16 protein-coding genes are annotated in these 18,249 nt (G+C 60.3%); 5 read left to right on the forward strand and 11 right to left on the reverse strand.

Annotation, left to right across the window (positions count from 1 at the left end):
* Positions 1 to 131 precede the first annotated feature (131 nt).
* Positions 132 to 542 carry a hypothetical protein gene (locus LJ738_RS07255; protein ID WP_227785645.1) on the forward strand — a complete coding sequence of 137 codons (411 nt, stop codon included), beginning with the start codon at positions 132 to 134 and terminating at the stop codon, positions 540 to 542.
* Positions 543 to 660: 118 nt separating this feature from the next.
* Here the strand turns inward: LJ738_RS07255 and rplS are convergent, their stop codons facing one another.
* The 10 genes from rplS to LJ738_RS07305 form a co-directional block, all read right to left on the reverse strand.
* Positions 661 to 1,041 carry a 50S ribosomal protein L19 gene (gene rplS, locus LJ738_RS07260; protein WP_227785646.1) on the reverse strand — a complete coding sequence of 127 codons (381 nt, stop codon included), beginning with the start codon at positions 1,039 to 1,041 and terminating at the stop codon, positions 661 to 663.
* A 123-nt stretch (positions 1,042 to 1,164) separates the two neighbouring features.
* The gene (gene trmD, locus LJ738_RS07265; protein WP_227785647.1) at positions 1,165 to 1,842 is read right to left on the reverse strand and encodes a tRNA (guanosine(37)-N1)-methyltransferase TrmD; all 678 of its coding nucleotides are present in this window, start codon (positions 1,840 to 1,842) and stop codon (positions 1,165 to 1,167) included.
* Positions 1,843 to 1,924: 82 nt separating this feature from the next.
* Positions 1,925 to 2,506, reverse strand: coding sequence for a ribosome maturation factor RimM (gene rimM / locus LJ738_RS07270; RefSeq protein ID WP_227785649.1), 582 nt, complete (start codon positions 2,504 to 2,506; stop codon positions 1,925 to 1,927).
* A gap of 92 nt (positions 2,507 to 2,598) precedes the next feature.
* A complete protein-coding gene (locus tag LJ738_RS07275) occupies positions 2,599 to 3,144 on the reverse strand; it encodes a 30S ribosomal protein S16 (RefSeq protein WP_068192529.1) in 546 nt (181 codons plus the stop codon).
* A 159-nt stretch (positions 3,145 to 3,303) separates the two neighbouring features.
* Positions 3,304 to 4,059 (reverse strand): acyl-CoA desaturase, encoded by a 756-nt coding sequence (locus LJ738_RS07280; RefSeq protein ID WP_227785650.1) that lies wholly within the window; start codon positions 4,057 to 4,059, stop codon positions 3,304 to 3,306.
* A 226-nt stretch (positions 4,060 to 4,285) separates the two neighbouring features.
* Entirely contained in the window at positions 4,286 to 4,996 is a 711-nt protein-coding gene (locus LJ738_RS07285; protein WP_227785651.1) for an RluA family pseudouridine synthase, read from the reverse strand.
* A gap of 157 nt (positions 4,997 to 5,153) precedes the next feature.
* On the reverse strand, positions 5,154 to 6,635 hold the full coding sequence (gene creD, locus LJ738_RS07290; RefSeq protein ID WP_227785652.1) for a cell envelope integrity protein CreD: 1,482 nt from the start codon (positions 6,633 to 6,635) through the stop codon (positions 5,154 to 5,156).
* 318 nt (positions 6,636 to 6,953) lie between these two features.
* A complete protein-coding gene (gene panB, locus LJ738_RS07295) occupies positions 6,954 to 7,769 on the reverse strand; it encodes a 3-methyl-2-oxobutanoate hydroxymethyltransferase (protein WP_068192543.1) in 816 nt (271 codons plus the stop codon).
* Positions 7,770 to 7,930: 161 nt separating this feature from the next.
* Complete coding sequence (locus tag LJ738_RS07300; protein WP_227785653.1) at positions 7,931 to 8,320, reverse strand: ANTAR domain-containing protein; 390 nt, start codon at positions 8,318 to 8,320, stop codon at positions 7,931 to 7,933.
* Positions 8,321 to 8,464: 144 nt separating this feature from the next.
* Positions 8,465 to 11,458, reverse strand: coding sequence for a putative LPS assembly protein LptD (locus tag LJ738_RS07305; RefSeq protein ID WP_227785654.1), 2,994 nt, complete (start codon positions 11,456 to 11,458; stop codon positions 8,465 to 8,467).
* A 346-nt stretch (positions 11,459 to 11,804) separates the two neighbouring features.
* Here LJ738_RS07305 and LJ738_RS07310 point away from each other — a divergent pair, with 346 nt between their 5' ends.
* The 3 genes from LJ738_RS07310 (at position 11,805) to LJ738_RS07320 (ending at position 15,378) form a co-directional block, all read left to right on the forward strand.
* Positions 11,805 to 12,500 carry an N-acetylmuramoyl-L-alanine amidase family protein gene (locus LJ738_RS07310; RefSeq protein ID WP_068198459.1) on the forward strand — a complete coding sequence of 232 codons (696 nt, stop codon included), beginning with the start codon at positions 11,805 to 11,807 and terminating at the stop codon, positions 12,498 to 12,500.
* Between the two features lie 119 nt (positions 12,501 to 12,619).
* On the forward strand, positions 12,620 to 13,636 hold the full coding sequence (locus LJ738_RS07315; RefSeq protein ID WP_227785656.1) for an MlaD family protein: 1,017 nt from the start codon (positions 12,620 to 12,622) through the stop codon (positions 13,634 to 13,636).
* A 113-nt stretch (positions 13,637 to 13,749) separates the two neighbouring features.
* Positions 13,750 to 15,378, forward strand: coding sequence for an acyl-CoA carboxylase subunit beta (locus tag LJ738_RS07320; RefSeq protein ID WP_227785657.1), 1,629 nt, complete (start codon positions 13,750 to 13,752; stop codon positions 15,376 to 15,378).
* A gap of 690 nt (positions 15,379 to 16,068) precedes the next feature.
* Here LJ738_RS07320 and LJ738_RS07325 read toward each other — a convergent pair.
* Complete coding sequence (locus LJ738_RS07325; protein WP_227785658.1) at positions 16,069 to 17,325, reverse strand: hypothetical protein; 1,257 nt, start codon at positions 17,323 to 17,325, stop codon at positions 16,069 to 16,071.
* A 277-nt stretch (positions 17,326 to 17,602) separates the two neighbouring features.
* Between LJ738_RS07325 and LJ738_RS07330 the strand changes: the two genes are divergently transcribed.
* On the forward strand, positions 17,603 to 18,181 hold the full coding sequence (locus LJ738_RS07330) for a PH domain-containing protein (protein ID WP_227785659.1): 579 nt from the start codon (positions 17,603 to 17,605) through the stop codon (positions 18,179 to 18,181).
* Positions 18,182 to 18,249: the final 68 nt, after the last annotated feature.

The following is an 18,249-nucleotide window of genomic DNA, read 5'->3' on the forward strand; positions in this document are numbered from 1 at the left end:
TATCTTATATAACAAAGCCCTGCCGGTAACGGTGGGGCTTTTTGTTTGGGCCATCTGCCAACCCCGGCGGCCTGAACTACGTTGGCTATAAAGACCGCAACCGTAGCGGCCGATTACCAACAACACCCACCATGGAAAAGAAAGAAGTTCAGCACCAAGTACACCTCGATGGGGCCATTGGCCTGCTCACCGGCGACCTTACGGAATCCGCCACCCGCGCCGGCCTCGACAACCAGTTTCAACGCTGGATTGAAGACCTAAAGGATGCCAACAACCCCGCTTTCCACCAGCTGGTGGTCGACATGCAAGCCCTCAAGGCTCACTTTGGCGGCGGTACCCTCGACGTAAATGTTATTGCACCGCTCCTGGCCCGCCTAGGCACCAATACCACCCAAGCCGCCAATTTCGCGGAGAACGTAAACACCGCCACGCGCATCACCAAGCTCGGTGAAGTACTCTCCGCAGTTGCGCAGCAGCTGCAGGGCGGTGGTTCGGTAGAAGTAGACGGCAGCTTGCCCCAGGACTTCTCCTCGCATAGCTAGCCTCGGCTCACTTCACACGTAGTTGGGCTAAGTATTAGCCACGTAAACCTAAAAAAGCCGGCCCCATGTGTGGGGCCGGCTTTTTTGATAACAGAGCAACCCGAAGGCTGCGGATTGCTTAAGCCGTAGCCTTGGCAACCTGGTTGAGGCGACGCTCCTTGATACGGGAAGCTTTGCCGGACAGGCCACGCAGGTAGAACAGACGGGCACGACGTACTTTGCCGCGACGGATAACCTCGATTTTATCGATGTTAGGCGAAAGCAGGGGGAAGATACGCTCGGTGCCGATTTGGTTAGAAATCTTGCGAACAGTGAAGGTTTCGCCGTTGGAGCTCGGGTTGCGGCGCTGCAGCACCACGCCCTGGAACTGCTGGATGCGCTCCTTGTTGCCCTCGCGGATTTTCACGTGCACGTTAATCGTGTCGCCGGCGGCGAACTGGGGGAAGCTGGCGCGGCGCTCCTGCGATTCGGCCTGGATAAAGTCAAGTAGTACGCTCATGGCTGAGAAAATTGCGAAAGACGGCGCCGCCGTCGGGAATTAGTATTTTATCGAAACGGAGCGCAAAGATAGCGCTTTCGGTTGAGGATAGCAAGTGTTTATTACGCAAAGCGGTAACGACTTCTACTGACCCAGCAAATCGGGCCGCCGGGCCTGCGTGCGGGCCAACGCTTGTTCGTGTCGCCACTCTTCGATTTTGGGCGTATTGCCCGATAAAAGAATGTCGGGCACGGCTAGCCCACGCCACTCCGCCGGGCGGGTGTAAACGGGTGGGGCCAGCAAATCGTCCTGAAAAGAATCAGACAACGCCGACTCTTCATTGCCCAACACCCCCGGCAGCAGCCGCACCACGGCATCGACCAAGATGGCCGCACCCAACTCGCCACCGCTCAGCACATAGTCGCCCACACTGATTTCGTGGGTGATGTAGGTCTGGCGAATCCGCTCGTCGATGCCCTTGTAGTGGCCGCAGAGCATGATGATGTTCTGGAACAGCGAGAGCCGATTGGCCAGCGGCTGGCGCAGCGTCTCGCCGTCTGGCGTGAGGTAGATGATGGCGTCGTAGGGCCGCTGGGCCTGCAGCTCGTCTATCCAGGCCGCGATGGGCTCTACGCGCAGCACCATGCCCGCGCCGCCGCCAAACACGGCATCATCAATCTGGCCGTGCTTGTTGATGGCCTTGTCGCGCAGCTGGTGCAGGTGTATCTCGGCCAGGCCCTTGTTTTGCGCCCGCTTCACGATGGAATGGGAGAAAGGGCTGACCAGCAATTCGGGCAGGCAGGTGAGGATGTCGATTCTCATTTCGCAATGGTAGCGTGGACTCTGCGAGTCCGCGCGTTGTGGAACGTTCGCCGAGGCGCGGACTCGCAGAGTCCACGCTACTTTATGCTTCGTCGAATTCGTCGGGCTCGTCCTTGTCGCGGGACGAGGGCTTCAGGTACACGTCGAGCAGGCCGTCGGGCAGGTTCACGTAAATCTGCTTCTTCGTGTGGTCGGCGTGGCTCACCAGCTCGTCTACCACCGGAATCAGCACTTCCTGGCCCTGGTAGCGCATGGCCAGCATGTCTTGCTGGGGCAGCTCGTAGAAGTTCTCCACCGTGCCCAGTTCGCCCAGGTTTTCGTCGACCACGGTGAAGCCGATGACGTCGTGAAAGTAGAACTGGTCTTCTTCCAGCGCCGGCAGGTCGGTAAGGGGCAGGTGGAGCTGGGAGCCGCGCAGGGGCTCGGCTTCCTCAATGCGGTCGATGCCGCTGAGCTTGAGCAGCACTTTGGAGCCGGTTTGCGGCTGCACCTTTTCTACTTTGTGCTCCACCAGCTTGGTGGGGGCCCCGGCCAGGGCCAGGTACACCGTTTTGAGCTTTTGGTAAGCCTTGGCGTCGTCTACATCGAAGTGGGCCACCACGTGGCCGCGCAGTCCGTGGGTTTTGATGATGTAGCCGAGCTGATATGTTTCGTCGAGAAGCATGGGCGGGGAGGGGGTATAACGAAAAAAGTTTGGGGGTTGCCAGCCGGTCCGGCTCACAACCCCCAAACCCTTTCGGTTTAGAAACCTAAAAACTACTCGGCAGCTTCGGGAGCAGCTTCTTCGGCCGGAGCCTCGGTAGCTTCCTCGGCAGCGGGAGCGGGCGTGTTGGCAGCCAGCAGAGCGGCAGCTTTCTGACGCTGAGCCTCCGAACGAGCTTCCTTTACCTTGGTCTCAGCAGCGAAAGCAGCCTGCTTGGCAGTTGCTTTGGCGTCAACCAGGCCGGTGCGCTTGCCTTCGATTTTGGCGTCTTTCTCTTCTTTCCAAGCGTTGAAACGCTCGTCGGCTACCTCTTGCGTGATAGCGCCTTTGTCAACACCCAGCTGCAGGTGACGACGGTACAGTACGCCGCGGTAGCTGAGCATGGCCCGAACGGTGTCGGTGGGCTGAGCACCGGTCATCATCCAGTAGAACGCGCGGTCGGCGTCGTAGTTGATGGTGGCGGGGTTGGTTTGGGGGTTGTAGGTGCCGAGCTTCTCGATGAAACGGCCGTCGCGAGGAGCGCGGGCGTCAGCTACTACGATGTCGTAAGTCGCGGCCTTCTTGCGGCCACGGCGGGCGAGGCGGATTTTAACTGCCATAAACCGTTGGGGTTTTGTGCGACGGAACTCGTCCGTCTAGTGAGATATCCAAAAATTTGGAGTGCAAAGGTAGCGTTTGTTCAGGGCATTAGCTAGTACGTGCACGAAAAAAGCCCTGGCGTTGAAACCAGGGCTTTTGATATTATTGAGTTGCTTGCGTTAGGCCGGTACGGCGACGCGCTTAGCTACTTTCCGCTTTAGCTTGATGACGCCGACTTTGTCCAGGGTCCAGATAACCGAGTAGGTGGGGTCGAGTTCCCACCACTTCACGCCGAAGTTTACGCGCATGGGCAGCTTGTGGTGGTTGTTCTGGAACAGCTCACCGAAGGCCAGGAAGTCCAGGGCCAGCGTGTTCTTGGATTTGTCGTTGTTGTCGAAGTTCTGGTAGCCGTACTTGTGGCCGCCCCAGTTAACGATGGCGCCGTGGATGGGGCCCATCAGGAAGTGAATGGGGAGCAGCAGGTACTGCCACCAGGCGGTAGCGAAGTTGATGTAGAACAACACGTAAGCCGTGCCCCAGCCCACGCGGGAGTACACCGTGCCGCCGAACTTGTCGAGCCATTTCCACTCTGGAATGTCGCCTTCAAAACGCTTGGCACCTTCGTGCACATCCTTCACTACGTCGTTGTAAATCACCTTGGTCTTCCACATCATGTCGAACGCGTTGTTCGAGAAGTGGGGCGAGTGCGGGTCCAGGGCCGTGTCGGAGTAGGCATGGTGCATGCGGTGCAGCAGCGCATAGGCCCGGGGCGAGAGGAAGCTGCTACCCTGGCAGATGTACGTGAAGGCGAAGAAGAACTTCTCCCAGAACTTATTCATCGTAAACATCTTATGCGCCGCGTAGCGATGCAGGTAAAACGTTTGGGTGAACAACGATAAGTAGTAGTGCGCGACGAAGAAAATGAGGATAGCCATAGGAAGTAGCAAGCTGAACTGCCCGCACAAGCAAAAAGGCGGCGGTAAGGTTCAGCATTGGTAACGCAAAATTACGGCCACCGTGTGCGCGGACGGATAGGCTCGAGCAGAGAAGGCCAAAATTTTGCACCAAACGGGCCGTTACGTGCAAGTAAGCCGCAGCCCAACTGCCTTCTTAGGCCGGCGCGGGGCCAGCCTCACGAAACGGCGGCTTAGCGGTGCGCAGTTACTTGTAAAATTCCCGGGCGGCGTCCCAGTGCGGGGCATCGGGCAGGGGCGCCACGAAGGTCATCATCTCCTTGGTGACGGGGTGCTGCAACTTGAGCTGGCGGGCGTGCAGGGCAATGCTCACGTCGGGCAGCGGCGCAATGAAACCGTACTTGACATCGCCCACGATGGGCGTACCGAGGCCGGTGGCCAGCTGGGTCCGAATCTGGTGCGGGCGGCCCGTCACGGGGTTTACCTGGAGCAGGTAGCGGTTGCCGGCCTGGCCCAATAGCTCGTATTCCAGCTCCGAGCGCAGGCCCTGCGAATGCTTTTCTGAGTAGGCTTTGGTCACGTTCCGCACGGTGTCTTTCACCAACCAGTGCACCAGCTTGCCGTTTTCGGGCACGGGCGGCTTGCCGGTGAGTGCCCAGTACGTTTTCGTCATGTGGCCATCGCGGAACATTTCGTTGAGCCGGCTCAGGGCCTTGCTGGTTTTGGCCAGCACCACAATGCCGCTCACGGGCCGGTCGATGCGGTGGGCCACGCCAATGAAGGCTTCGCCGGGCTTCTTGTACTTGAAGCGCAGGTACTCGGCGGCTTTCTTGGAAAGGGGCTCGTCGCCGGTGGCGTCGCCCTGCACGAGCAGGCCGGCGGGCTTGTTGATGACGAGGAGGTGGTTGTCTTCAAACAGAATTTCTCTGCCTTCGGACCAGATGTTGGGACGATTCACGCGGCGGGTGCGGGCGGGATATTGGGTTCAGCAGGAGGGGGCCTGGGCCCACTCGGGGGCTTCCGCACGTCATCAGACCACACTCACCGGGCGCTCCGCTCTTGCTCTTATGGAGGCGAAGATACGAAGCTGAGCGGGAGCAGAACCCCCGGCCGCCTTAGACCGGGACCGGGCCCTCGGCGGGCTCGCCGGCCGGGTGGTACCAGTCCACGTTGCGCGAAAGAAACATCACGGCCGCCAGCACCACCACCAGCCCCAGGCTGCCCACCAGCAGCGCATAGTCCTGCAGCTGCAGCACCACAAACAGGAAGCCATACACCACCGCCAGCACCCCGGCGGTAGCGGCCGTGAGGCGGCGCTGCCGGAAGCTAGCCGCCGCGTAGGCCGTTACCAGCCCCACAATCACCAGGGCCGAAAGCCCATAGGCGGCATCAAACGGCATTTGCTCGGACAAGGCCAGCAGCAGCACGTAGAAAATGACCAGTGCCAGGCCCACCAAGATGTATTGGAAAGGGTGAATGCGCCGACGGTTCAGCACTTCTACAAAGAAGAAAATGAGGAAGGTGAGCGTAAGGGGCAGCAGGGCGTATTTGGCCGCGCGCATGGTTTTCTGGTACTCGTTCACGGGCACCAGCAGGCGCACGCCGAAGGTGGAGGCGTCCACGTTGGGCCGGTCGCCGTCGGTGCGCCAGTGCTGCGCGTAGTTGCGATTCAGGTGCAGCACCCGCCAGTCGGCCGTAAATTTCTTGGGCTCCACGGTGCGGTGGGCCGGCAAAAAGGCGCCGATAAAACTGGGGTCGCCCCACGGCGCGCTCAGGCGGAGGCTGGTTTGGCGGCCCAGTGGCGCTACCAGCAGGCCGGTGCTGCCGTTCAGGTCCAGGTCGAAAGAAAAGGTGTGGCGGCGCGTCAGGGTCGCTTCGTCGGGCACGGGCACCAGGGCGTTCAGCCCATTAGCCGCTTGGGCCCGGCCCCGGGCTCCGGCTTCATCGCCAAGGTATTTGGCAGCCCGCAGCCGCTCATCGGTTTCGGTGGTGACTTCGGTAGTGTGGGTGGGGGCGGTGCCGAACGGCAGCACGTCGGCCTCGGGCACACCCGGCTCGAAGCTGTGGGCTTGGCCGTCCCAGCGCAGGGCCAGGGCGTTGCGGATGCCTTTCATATCGGAAATGCCTACGGCCACGAAGGCTTCGGACCAGCGCACGTTGGCGGCCGGCACGCCCAGGTCGGCTAGGGGCGGCGCCTGGAAAGCGCCCTGCACGTGCAAGCCCGCCCGGTACACCACGGCTTCGTAGATGCCGCGGTGTCGCCGCTCGGGCGCCAGGGTACCCGTGGTAGCCAGCGTGTCGGGCAGCAGGCTCAGGTAGCGGGTGGTTTCGCTCACGTTGCCTTTTTCATCGGTGACACGGGCCGTGTACGGCAGCACCAGCACGGGGCCCAGCACCAACTGCGCGCCGCCCCACTGGCTGCTGATTTCGGCCGTGGCCGCGTCGCGGTTTTCGGCCCGTTCCGTGATGAGGTCCTTCACCATGCTCGACGGAATCAGCAGCAAGAGCAACAGCAGGCCGATGCTGAGCAGCTTGAGGGTGACCGAGCCGCTCATCCAGCTGTTGAGGCGGTCGAAGATGGTGGGGGAGGCGTCCATGGCTGCTTGTTTTAAGAAGTACTTTGAATTGCAAAGCTAATGGAATAAATCATACATTGGAATTGAGTTGAGCTAAAATAAAAAGCCTGGGCAGTAGCACCATGAGTGGCTACCAACCAGGCTTTTTATTTTAGCTCAACTTTTCTCCGGAGGCTTAGACCTTATTCGAAAAGACAAAAGTGAACGGTCATGCTGAGCGCAGCCGAAGCATCTCGCTCGCTTCGTTGAGCTAGCTTGGTTACTGCTGCACGCGAGATGCTTCGGCTGCGCTCAGCATGACGTTCTGGTTTTATTACGTTCTGTTCTTCCGCGAGTGGCTTAGTAGCCTTCTTCCTCGCTGGGGAATTCGCGGCTTTTCACGTCGGCTACGTAGTGCTGCACAGCCTCGGTCATGATGTCGTGCAGTTCGGCGTAGCGGCGCAGGAAGCGGGGCTTGAACTCCTTGGTGAGGCCCAGCATGTCGTGCACCACCAGCACTTGGCCGTCGACGTGGCGGCCGGCGCCGATACCAATGACCGGAATGGTCAGCTCCTCGGCTACTTGCTTGGCTAGGGCCGCGGGGATTTTCTCGAGCACCAAGCCAAAGCAGCCGATTTCCTGGAGCAGGCGAGCGTCTTCGAGCAGCTTCTGAGCCTCGGCTTCTTCCTTGGCGCGCACGGTATAGGTACCGAACTTGTAGATGCTCTGGGGCGTGAGGCCCAGGTGGCCCATAACCGGGATGCCGGCCGTGAGAATGCGGATAATGGAATCCTTCACTTCGGCGCCGCCTTCGAGCTTCACGCCGTGGCCGCCGCTTTCCTTCATGATGCGGATGGCCGAGCGTAAGGCCTCCGAGGAGTTACCCTGGTAGGAGCCAAACGGCATGTCCACCACCACAAAGGCGCGCTTCACGGCCCGCACTACGCCCTGGGCGTGGTAGATAATCTGGTCGAGGGTGATGGGCAGCGTGGTTTCGTGGCCGGCCATGACGTTGGAGGCCGAGTCGCCGACGAGCAGTACGTCGATGCCGGCGCCGTCGAGGATTTGGGCCATCGAGTAGTCGTAGGCCGTGAGCATGGAGATTTTTTCCCCCCGCTGCTTCATGGCCAGCATTTGGTGGGTGGTAACGAGTTTGACTTCCTTGTGCTGGGACATGGTGAACGAGGGAGGGCGGGTACTGAGGTAAAGGTCCGTTGGCGGGGCAAAGCTGGCAACAATTTCGTTAGCCTCCGCCGTGCCCGAACCAAAAAGCCCCTGGCCGAGGCGCAGGGGCTGAAAACCGGGAGTGGGCTGGCGCCCATGAACGGTTGCTTTTCTTACAGTTCCGCTTCTTCCAGCGAAGAGTCCAGGGATTTGTCCGGAGTTTCCGATTCTTCGGAGTTGGGCTGGGAAGTTTGGGGGTAGTCATGCAGCGCCAACAGGTCGGGCAGCTCGGCGGGGTCGGTTACCAGCAGTACCCGCACGGGCGTGGAGCTGCCGGCTTCCAGGGCCGCCGTCAGGCTCACTACGTCGAGGTCGCCCCGCAGCGGGCCACACAGAATAAGAATATCGGGGTGGAGGAGCCGCGCGGCTTTCAGGGCGGCTTCCCCACGGGCTTCGACCACAATGATTTCATCGCGGCCAGCCAGCCGAAAAGGGGCCGCCAGCTCTTTGGCTAATTTAACGTCATCGACAGCCAATAAGACACGCAAGGGATAGGCAGGCATAGGATACGGATAGAATTGCACTCCAAAGGTCAGAACCACACGGCCGGCAGAATGGAGATTCAAGACCAACAGATGCAATGACTTTGCCAATGACTCCGCCGCGCCCCCGAACGGCGCGAACCGGCACTCGCTATCCGGCTCAACTTACTGGTACTGCTGGTAGCGGTTGCGGTTGAGCTTCAAATCCTGCAGCAGGCTGCTCTTGGCCGATATGGTGAAGCCGTAGCCTTTGGTGACGCCAAACGGAATCCACTGGCCGGTGATTTGCCAGCAGTGCAAATCCCGGAAGAATGTCACGTTGGGGTACGTAATGGTCTGGTGCGTAATGTCGTAGCCCAGGTTGTAGCTCAGGCGCAGGTTGGGCGTGAGCTTTACCGAGCCGGTGACGCCCACGGTGTTCAGGGCCAGAATGGGCGGGCGCGCGTCGCCGGATTTCAGCGGAATGGGGTTGGTGGTGTAGCCAGCCGCGTAGGTCAGGGCCAGCTCCCAGGGAATCTCGAAGTCGACGTAATCGGCGTAGTAGTTGGGCTGGCCCACCGTGCCCAGGGTGGGGTCGTTGGTGGGGGCTACGGCCCGGGGCACCACGCTCTTGCGGTTGCCCGAGGCCGGGTTGAAGGAATAGGTAGCCCCAAAGGTGGCCGAAGCCAGGCGCAGGAGCTTGCGCGGGTCGGCCTCAAACAAGTACTTGTTGATGGTGCGGCCCTGGGCGTCGCGCTGGTAGGGCTCGAAAAGGGCGGTGCTGTTGAGGTTGAGCTTGCGGGCCACCTGGGTGCGAAAGTTGACCGCCACCGGCTGGAGCCTGAGTGAATCGGCCGCGAAGTTGTAGCTGGTGCTGAAGTCGAGGCCTTCAATCAGGCTGGCCTTGCGGAAGGGGTTGGTGCCGGTGGTGTCGTTGGCCTCGCGCACCTTCATCTCCACCGAGTTCTGCAGGTTGAACGTGACCTGGTTTTGCTTGCTGCCGCCTGGCGTGCCGTACAGGAAATTATTGAAGCTGCTGAACGGGTAGGGGTTGCGGCCGTTCACGGACGTTAATTGGTCGCGGGGCACCAACTGGTTAAACTGGTTGCGCAGTCCGTACAGGTCGGGCTGGGGGAATACGCTGCTGCGCTGGGTAAAGTCCGGCGCGTAGCTGTAGTTCAGGCTGGGCGTGACCTTGTGGCGCAGGGCCTGAATTTTGTGGGTGCCCTTGCGGTTGATGGTGCCGTAGAAGGTGGTGTTCAAACTCGCCGACGCCGAGTAGTTGTTGATGCGGTACAGGCCGTAGGTGGTATCGATGCGCACGGCCTGGGCCACGGGGCTGAAGCGGTAGTTGAGCCGCTGCCCGTACCAGACCTCGCCGTAGTTGAGCGATGGCGTGAACTGCAAGTGCTGGGCAATGGGGTAGGAGCCCAACCCGATGCCGAAGCTGTGCTGCACGCCGTTGCGGGAGTTGCGCAGCACCTTCCCCACATTAGCAAAGTTGAGCGGAATGTTGGTGGGCACGGTGGTGCCGCCCAGCAGGGGCAGCCCGTTGGCGAGGCTGCGGGCCGGCACAATGTTGCTCACTTCGTTGCGGGCCGTCAGGTTGTAGCTCAGGGTGAACTGCTCGTAGACTTTGCCCAGCTTATGCGCGCCCGGCTCAATGCCGAACCACTGGTACGGGTACTGCCGGGCCAGGCCCAGGCTCACGTCGGGCAGGGTAAAGGTCATCGACCCATCGGTGCCCTGGCTCTGGCTGAGCCGCACGTCGTAGTTGATGGGCAGGTTGCGCAGCTGCTTGGAGTAGCTGATGCTGGAGCTGAACTGCGTGGACAGGTAGCGGCGCGCGTCGAGGCTGTTGATTTTGTTGAAGCTGCTGGTGCCGGCGTTCACGCTGGCCGAGAACCGCCCGCCGCCGGGCTTGGGCACGGGCGTGTGGCTCCAGGTAATCCAGAACGAGTTGGCCGCTGGGGGCTTGATGTACACTTGGCCGGTGCCCAGGGCGTCGGAGGTCAGAATCTGGTTGCTGGGCCGGGTCGAGAAGCGGAGGTTGAAATTGCCCTGAAAGGTGTAGCGCTTCAGGTACGACACGTCGGACGTGGCGCCCCAGCCGCCGAAGCTCTGGGCGTTGCCGGCGTACACGTCGCCGGTGAGGCGCACGCCGATGTAGTCGTTCGGCGCGAAGTAGTAACCGCCGTTGCTCAGGTAGTACCCACGGTCAGCGGCCTGCCCAAACGTGGGGATGATGACGCCCGAGCCCCGGTTGGTGGTGGGCATGGGGAAGAAGCCGAACAGGAAGCCCAGCGGCGTGGGCACGTCGCCAATCACGAGGTTGAAGGGGCCGGTCACCACCTTATCGCCCGGAATTACCTTCATGCGCTTGGCCTGAATGTAGAAGTGCGGGTGCTCGAGGTTGCAGGTGGTGTAGCGGCCTATCAAGCCATCAATGTCGCCGTTGGGCTGGCGCTTAATCACGGAAGCACTCACGTAGCCTTCGCCCTGGGTGGTCACGGCCTCGCTTACCCGGGCCTTCTTGGTTTTGAAGTTGTAGGCAATGCTTTTGGCCGTGTACAAGCCGCCTTTGTCTTTGAGCACGGGCCGGCCTTCGAGCTTGTTGTTCAGCGAGTCGCGCTTGCCGTCGGCCGTCATGGTGTTCTTGCCGTAGTCCACCGTGATGACGGCCGCTTTCAGGTCAGTGTCGCCGTAGTCTACGCTGGCCTTGTTGTATAAGCGGGCCACCTTGCCGGTCACGTCGAACTGGATGGAGTCCTTGGCCGCGTACTTTATCGTGGTTTCAATCTGGCCTTTGGGCTTGCCCGAGACCTGCAGCGAGTCGCCGGTGCGGCTCACGGCGCCCGGCAAGCCGGTGTTGCGCACGCCGCCGGGAGCCAGGGTGTCGGGCACGGGTTTGTGCGAGGTTCCGGGCACGCGGGGCTGGCCGGTATTGCGGGCGCCGGCCGGGGGCGGGCCTTGCGGGTCGCGCGGGTCGGGCGAGATGAAGCGCACCGGTGGGGTGGGGGCGCTGCCCGGCCGCTGCGTGGGCTTGGCCAGGGGCACCTTGGGCTTAGCAGGCGCCGGGGCTTGGGGGGCCGTGCGCTTTTTGGCCGCCTTGGCTTGGGGCGTGGGCTTGGGCGGCGTCACGGCCTGGCCCCAGGCGGAGCCGGCCGCACCAGCCACCATTAAAATTAAGAGGCCCAGCAGCCTGGCGCGGGCCCCAATGGGGGCTGCGTGGCGTGGCCATGGCCGAAACCCGGCTCCAGAATGAAGGCCAAACCAAACAGGCAAAGTATAGTAGCGGTTAATTCGTTTACTTTTGGGGCTTATACAAAGGTAGCAGGTCGCTACCGCCCCTTCAACGAACAACGTGCGGATTATTGTCATCCTGGCCAGTGCCGCCCTGCTGGTGCTCGGCGCCGGCAGCGGGGAGTGGAAAGCGGAGGCCCAGACGCCGGCCGATTCGACCCGCGTAGCGCCCGATTCTGCGCTCGCGGCCCCCGATTCTCCCAATGCTCCCTACCGCTACCGGCTGCGCACCGTGGTGCTCGACGCGGGCCACGGCGGCAAAGACCGCGGCTGCGCGGGCGCTTCGGCCCGGGAGGCCGACGTGGCCCTGAACCTGGTGCTGGCCCTGGGCCGCCAGATTCAGGAAAACATGCCCGACGTAAAGGTCATTTACACGCGCAAGACCAACGTGTTTATTGAGCTGGACGAGCGCGCCGCCATTGCCAACCGCAATCACGCCGACCTGTTCATCTCCATTCATTGCAACGCCGGCCCCAGCCAAAGCCACGGCACCGAGGTGTGGACCATGGGCCTGCACAAAACCACCGCCAACCTGGGCGTAGCCCAACGCGAAAACTCAGTTATTCTCCAGGAAAAGGACTACAAAACCCGCTACGACGGTTTCGACCCCAGCTCACCCCAGAGTCATATTCTGTTTTCGCTGTTCCAGTCGGCCTACATCACCAACAGCCTGCGCTTTGCCCAGCGGGTAGACCGGCAGCTGCGCACCAGCGTGAGCCGGCCCAGCCGCGGCGTAAAACAGGCCGGCTTTCTGGTGCTCTGGAAGTCGACCATGCCCTCGGTGCTCATCGAATCCGGCTTCCTTACCAACCCTTCCGAAGAGCGGTACCTCAACGACAAAGCTAATCAGTCGTATATGGCGGCGGGAATCTATCGGGCCTTCCGTGAATACAAGCGCGAACTCGAAGGCGGCTCCTGAACTAAAGCGTAACGGCGCGCATTGAATGCAGTAAAAATCCAGTTCCTGCTTTCTGTCGTACCATCCTTCAGGTCAATACCGCTGCTTCCCCATTCACCCATCCAATTATTACCCCCCTCGTGTCTAAAGAAATAAAAGTAGCGTTGCTGACCATTGTGGCCATTGCGGCGCTCGTTATCGGCTATAATTTTCTGCGCGGCAGCAACGTTTTGTCTTCCGACCAGACTTACTACGCCACCTATCCCAAGGTGGAGGGCCTGAACGTAGGCGCGATGGTTGCGCTAAACGGCATCAAGGTGGGCCAGGTGAAAAGCATGCAGCTGCAGCCCGACAAAGGGAATAGCGTGCGCGTGGCCTTGGAGCTGCAAAAAGATATTGTGGTGGGCGACTCCACCACGGCTAGCCTGGGCGGCACGCTGCTTGGCTCCAAAGGAATTACCCTGACGCTGGGGAAAAACTCGAAGGTGTATACCGGCGGCGAAGAAATCCGAACCGTGACCCCTTCCAGCATTACCGACGCGTTTCAGGCCAAGGCCCTGCCCGTGCTGGATACGGTGGGCGCCACGCTTTCGCACATCAACGGCTTCCTGAACCGCGATGCCCAGACCAACATTCAGCAAACCCTGCTTGGCGCCCGCGGCACCACCGAGGCGCTGCAAAAGCTCATTGTGGACAACCAGCGCAACATCAATCTGATTACGCGCAACCTGGCCCAGATGAGCACGGCGCTGAACAAGACCACGAGCAAGCTCGACCGCATTGCCGTAAACTTCTCGCAGCTGTCCGATTCGTTGAAGGCCGCGCCCGTGGGCCCCGCCTTGCGCCGGCTCAACTCCACCATGGCCGAAGCCCAAACTACCGTGGCCAGCCTGAACCGCGCCCTGAACGACAAAAAAGGCTCGATGGGCAAGCTGCTCAACGACACCTTGCTCTACAACAACCTCAACGCCACGGCCGCCAGCTCCAACGACCTGCTCGTGGACCTCAAGGCCAACCCGAAGCGCTACGTGCATTTCTCGGTATTCGGCGGTGGCAAAGAGAAGAACAAAGTGGAAACCACCAAGAAGCCCAACGGAACCACCACCACGGAAGTGAAGAAGGTGGAAACCACGCCCGCCCTTGCACCACTGAAGTAGTGGCCCCGCGCCGCTGCTGAAGCGACGCTTCCCGCTCCTGCCCGTACCTTTGAAATCCGCCTTCGGGCGGATTTTTTGTGCCCATTCTTCCAAAATCCCACCCCCGCTTTTTTATGAACGTCGAGTTCAACCGCAACGAAGACCAACTCAAGCAACTCAGCTTCCAGCTCCACCAGAAGTTTCAAAAAGTAGCCCTGGGCGGGGGCGAGAAGCGCATTGCCGCCCACAAAGCCAAAGGCAAGCTCACCGCCCGCGAACGCATCAACTACTTGCTGGATAAAGGCGCGGCCCAGGTCGAAATCGGCGCTTTTGCGGGCGAGGGCATGTACAAAGAAGAAGGCGGCTGCCCCGGCGGCGGCGTGGTGGTGGTGATTGGCTACGTGGCCGGCCGCCAGTGCGTGGTAGTAGCGAACGACGCCACCGTGAAGGCCGGCGCGTGGTTCCCCATCACGGCCAAAAAGAACCTGCGGGCCCAGGAAATCAGCATCGAAAACAAGCTGCCGATTATTTACCTGGTCGATTCCGCCGGCGTGTACCTGCCCATGCAGGATGAGATTTTTCCCGATAAAGAGCATTTTGGCCGCATTTTCCGCAACAACGCGGTGATGAGCAGCATGGGCATCGTGCAGATTTCGGCCATCATGGGCCCCTGCGTGGCCGGTGGCGCCTACCTGCCCATCATGAGCGACGAGGCCATGATTGTGAACGGGACCGGCTCGGTATTCCTGGCCGGCTCCTACCTGGTGAAATCCGCCATTGGCGAAACCATCGACAACGAGGCGCTGGGCGGCGCCAGCATGCACTCCGAAATCTCGGGCGTGACCGACTACAAGTTCGACACCGACGAAGAGTGCCTGGAGCACATCCGCAACATCTTCGACAAGATGGGCGGCCAGGCGTCGGCCGGCTTCAGCCGCGTGGCCCCGGCCAAACCTGCGCAGGACGAGCAGGAAATCTACGGCCTGCTGCCCTCCGACCGCGTGAAGCCCTACGACATGATGGAAATCATCAACCGCCTGGTCGATAACTCGGAGTTTGAGCCCTACAAGGACCTGTATGGCCAGACGCTCATCTGCGGGCTGGCGCGCATCGACGGTTGGGCGGTGGGCATCGTGGCCAACCAGCGCAAAATCGTGAAGAGCAAGAAAACCGGCATGCAGATGGGCGGCGTCATCTACTCCGACTCGGCCGACAAAGCCGCACGCTTCATCATGAACTGCAACCAGAAGCGCATCCCTCTGGTGTTTCTGCACGACGTGTCGGGCTTCATGGTGGGCTCGGCCTCCGAGCAGGGCGGCATCATCAAGGACGGCGCCAAGATGGTGAATGCCATGGCCAATTCGGTGGTGCCCAAGTTCACGGTCATCGTGGGCAACAGCTACGGCGCCGGCAACTATGCCATGTGCGGCAAAGCCTACGACCCGCGCCTCATCGTGGCCTGGCCCACCGCCCAACTCGCCGTAATGAGCGGCGCCGCGGCCGCCAATACGCTGCTGCAAATCCAGGTGGCTTCCCTCAAAGCCAAAGGCGAAGTCATCACCCCGGAAGCCGAAAAGGAACTTTTGGACCGCATCAAAGCCCGCTACGAGGAGCAATTATCGCCTTACTACGCCGCGGCCCGCCTCTGGGTCGATGCCGTTATTGACCCGCTGGAAACGCGTAAGGTGATTTCGGAAGGCATTGCAGCTGCAAACCATGCGCCGATTGAGAAGGCGTATAACGTGGGTGTTATTCAGGTGTGATTGAACTGCGTTGAGCTAAGCAGAAATTATGAGAATTGTACTTAGCACTTGCGCCCTCGTGCTATTATGCTCAGCTGGGATAACAGGATGTAGCAAAGAGAAAAAGCAGTTACAACAAGAAGTGAGCTTTGATAAACTAACGCCTGATGGCAGTCTCATTATCCACTTTGAATGGGCTACAATTACTGCAAGAGCACGTGGGAATGCCATAACTTTTGAGCATTGGAGATTTAGAGACTCTCTGACTAGCAGAGGCAAATGGCATATACCAACAAATAGACAGATTGAAAAAGCCGAGCTGAGCGCATCAGAGAAAGACAGCATGTATATCTGGGTTAAAAAGCTGATACAAAAGCCCGTAAATCCCAAAATGTTCTGCACAGATTATGTGGGATATGTAAGTCTTGCTGTTGTGCATTCAGCACAGGTTCGACAATCATGCACGTACAGTTCGGTATGTGAATGGGAAACTCTGAGCCCAGAATCTAAAAAACTGAATGCGATTATTAGATCGAAGTTTTCGGGGTTCTAGTTCTTATGCGAGTTCTAGTAATGAGAGAAATTCCATTCTGGTGCTCTTTCGGAGTGCAATGGCGAAAGCCGCCTGCTTGGGGCTTATAGTCCTCAAATGGTGCGAGTTATGCTGCACTAAACTTGCGCCAGTAGGCCGGAATAGCGGGCCCCTCAAGCCTACTGCCAACCCGCTACAATCCGTTGAGCTACCCGCTCGAAGAACGGCATGCGGTGCAGCTCGGCAAATTCCTTCACCTCTTTTAGCAGCTGAGGCACTTCGGGCGCGGCAGGGCCGGCGGCCAGGTGCAGCTCCACGAGCCAGGTATGCACCTGGTAATAGTCGAGGAGCCAGATGTGGCTTTCCAGGTGGAAGAGCGACTGGATGCTGGTAGCGCCGGCCGGGGCGCGGCCCGTGCGAAACTCCGCCACCGCCCGGAAGGCCCGCAGCAACTCGTTGTACACGTTAGCCTCCAGGTGCGCTAACTCGGGAAGTTCGGCCTGGGTAAAGTCCAGCCACTCCAGCAGCGGGGCAAACTGGCCGGTGAGGAAAAGCGCTTCGGCTACGTGGAAGTAGTATCCGCCCGGGAAATGATTGTAGAACGCCGGAAGCCGGGGCGAGGGCGTTGGGATGCGGGGCATGGCCGCGGCCTCCTGCTGCAGCCGGGCCAGTAGGGCGGGAGCTACGGGGCGGTTGGGGGCATCGAACCAGGCGCTGATGAGTTCGGCAAATGCCCGTCGGCCCCGCGGAAACGCGTGCACGTCGGCCGGCACGGGCAGGGCCAGCAGGTGCGGCAGGCGGCGGCGCCACGCCGCTTCGTCTTCAGCCAGAAACTCACCCAAAAACAAGACGCAATGCCCAAAAAGCTGGGCTTCGGGCGTGTGCTTGTGCTGCAGGTATTCCTCCAGTACTTCGCCGTAAGCCCCGTTTAGGTGAGCCAGGTCCACAAATGATTCCACGAAAAACTCCTGCCCGGCGGGGTGAGCCGCCAGCCGCAGGGCCAGCGGGCCAGCCGGCCCCCGGGGATGGGTGGGCCGCGTGACACGGCCCAGGAAATAGCCCAACAACAGCTGCTCGGGGCGGGCCAGATTTTCCATGGCCAGCAGCTCCGGGATATCGGCAAGGCCGGCTGGCGGGGTGTTGTCGGCGGCCTTCACCAGGCTCGCTATCGCTTGGCCAAACGAGGCAAAATCGGCATGGCCGGCGTAGCGGGCCAGGGTGTCGAGGGTGTGCAGGTGGTAGCCGCCTTCTTTTTCCACCAGGCCAAAGAAGCGGCGCAAGGTGCTGGGGCTTAGCCGGCGGCCGGCGGTGTGGGCGGCTTTTTGCAGCTCGGCTTCGAGGGCATCGCAGTGGCTGGGGTAGCGGAGCGGCTGCCCAAAGCGGGCGGCCACGGCGTCGCGCAGGGCGGCGTGTAGACGGGGAGAGATGTGGGGCACTAGAGCGTAGGGTAGAATCTGCAGGTCAAATAAAAAGAAATAATTGGCCTTTGCCTTGAACGAGGCACAATTTCACCTTTGTGCCCCTCCTTATGCAACGAGGCCCGCTTCCTTTTTATGCAACGCTGCGGGGGCGTTATTTCTAAAAGTACACCGAGTGCCGGCTTCCATCGGCGGGCCAGCCTAGGTTTTCAGCAATTGGGCTGGTAAGGGGCTGGCTGAGGCTTTTTTGCGTGGGACAAGAATATTATTCCCCCTATATTATTTCCTCCATTTTATGAGTGCGTTCTCGAAGCTGCTGAACGAAAACCATGACCCCAGAATCGTGGAAAAGCTGATGCGCAAAGTGGGCGGCTTTCTCACTATCGGGGAAGATGTGCAGTGTGTGGCGGCCCAGCATCGGCTGCTGTTTAATGGGGCTCCCGATTACGTTGTGCTCACCTACAAGCGCATTATTTTTTGCCGGGTTCGGGATTTTGGGCTGAGCCTGGAGCTGGAGGATTACCAGTGGAAAGACGTGCTGGAAACCCGGTTTGAACAAGGCTGGTTGGGGGCAAAGCTGAGGGTGAAAACAGCCCGGCGGACGCGGAAGATAACATATCTGCCCAAAAAGGCGCACCGAGAGCTCCGCCAGTTTGTGCAGGACCGGGAAGCGCAGGCCCGCGAATACGCCCAGTTTCCCCTTTGGGGAAGCGAGTTGCCGGAACCCGGCGCAGCTCAACTGACCCCGACCCCACCACGCGCCCCTGAGGACCTATCGGTGAAGATGAATCAGCTCGAAAAGATGCTGAAGTATCGGATTATCAATAAAGACGAATTTGAGGAGCGGCGCGACGCTATGCTGGTGTTGTGCTGAGTGCCTTTTGCAAGGAGTATTCCACCGCCTGAACACTGGGGTGCATCCGTCGTAAGCAAGCACTGGCT

The organism is Hymenobacter plasmatis (genome assembly GCF_020711255.1).
Taxonomy (GTDB): domain Bacteria; phylum Bacteroidota; class Bacteroidia; order Cytophagales; family Hymenobacteraceae; genus Hymenobacter.